This is a genomic window from Cohnella yongneupensis, assembly GCF_042655785.1.
GTDB classification, from domain to species: domain Bacteria; phylum Bacillota; class Bacilli; order Paenibacillales; family Paenibacillaceae; genus Cohnella; species Cohnella yongneupensis.
Map to the genome: position 1 here is coordinate 1 of NZ_JBHSNC010000067.1, position 1,658 is coordinate 1,658.

Here is a 1,658-nt window from a genome sequence, read left to right on the forward strand (position 1 = left end):
TATTTAGAGATCCCGGTAGCTGGCCAGCAAACGGATCTCAAAACAAACCAAGGAGACTACACTATGCATTTTACTCAAGAACAGCGAATTACTCAAATCACTTCTTCTACACTTATTGTCGGTGTAGACATCGCAAAATTCAAACACGTGGCTCGAGCGCAAGATTATCGTGGAGTCGAGTTTGGGAAACCAGTTGCGTTTGAAAATAACCTAGAAGGCTTTAAGTTGTTCGTCAACTGGATTGGGAAAATCAAATCGGAAAATGGATGCGAGGATGTCGTAGTAGGTATGGAACCAACCGGCCACTACTGGTTAAACCTTGTGCATTATTTGAAAGCACAGAAGATTCTATGCGGCGTTGTGAACCCTTTGCATGTGAAGAAGAGTAAAGAGTTGGACGACAATTCACCGACTAAGAACGACATTAAGGACGCCAAAGTCATCGCTCAGCTTATGAAAGACGGGAGATACGCCGTACCGAATATTCCACAAGGCATCTATGCAGAACTGCGTGAAGCAATGAAAATTCGCGACCACCTGTCGACTGACCTGCGTGTTGTACAAGGCAGGATCCATAACTGGCTTGACCGCTATTTCCCTGAGTTTCTCACGGTGTTTAAGGACTGGGAATGCATTTCGGCAATTCAGATGCTCAGCCTAAACTTATTGCCGCATGAGATCGTGTCGTTATCGGATGAATTCTTATTGGGGCACCTAAGGGAAGTGGCGAAACGCGGTGCCGGGCTGGGGCGAATACAGCGCCTGAAATCGGCGGCCAGCACCTCGGTCGGCATTAGACAAGGGACGGAAATGGCAAAAATGGAGCTGCAGCTACTGCTGTCGCAGTACGAACTACTCCAGTCTAAGTTCAGCGAACTTGATGTGAAACTAGACCAGTTGTTGGAGCAAATCCCAGGTGTAACTCGTTTGCTGGCCATTAGAGGGATTGGAAGAGATACAGTCGCCGGTTTCCTCGCAGAGGTTGGCGATATCAATCAGTACCGCCATCCCAAGCAGATCGTGAAGCTTGCCGGTCTCAGTCTACGGGAAAACACATCGGGTAAACACAAAGGACAGACCAAGATCACAAAACGTGGGAGAAAGAGACTGAGAGCCTTGCTTTTCCGCGTTGTCATGCCGCTGGTGGCGAAGAATCATGCCTTTAAAACCTTACATGAATACTATACAAAGCGAGCGGATAATCCACTGAAGAAGATGCAATCGCTAATTGCACTATGTAACAAACTCATTCGAATCCTCTTTGGGATATTGAAGAAAGGTCATGAATTCAGTGAAGCCAAAATGCTGAATGATATCCCTCGATTCGCTGATCTACCAATTGCAGCCTAACGCAGTATTACTTTTTTAATTTTCGGACCAAAGCAGTGAATACAGACAATTGAAGCACGGATGAGTCAGAACTAAACTAACATACGGACATAGATCCTGTCGGGCAGCATATCTGACCTCCACCTCATGGACAGGTTGAATGAAGGAATGTGGGAGCGTAGACTCTGTGAGACTTGGGAGGGTAGACCTCCATGAGATGAGTGGAGATCCATAAGTGCAACCATACCTTACCTCAATAACCACTTTTTTAAGTTAAGTGGCTAAGGGAATGTACTTTTGCGCTTTTGACCGCCCCAACTATTTCCTTA

General features: G+C 46.2%; 1 protein-coding gene. It reads left to right on the forward strand.

Annotated elements, in window-relative coordinates; genetic code table 11:
* The first annotated feature begins 63 nt into the window (after positions 1-63).
* Positions 64-1,350 carry an IS110 family RNA-guided transposase gene (locus ACFPQ4_RS24725; RefSeq protein ID WP_378114625.1) on the forward strand — a complete coding sequence of 429 codons (1,287 nt, stop codon included), beginning with the start codon at positions 64-66 and terminating at the stop codon, positions 1,348-1,350.
* The last annotated feature ends 308 nt before the right edge of the window (positions 1,351-1,658 follow it).

Excerpts from the sequence above, each read along its gene's own strand:
- ACFPQ4_RS24725 (WP_378114625.1), top strand. The coding sequence starts at position 64 with ATGCATTTTACTCAAGAACAGCGAATTACTCAAATCACTTCTTCTACA.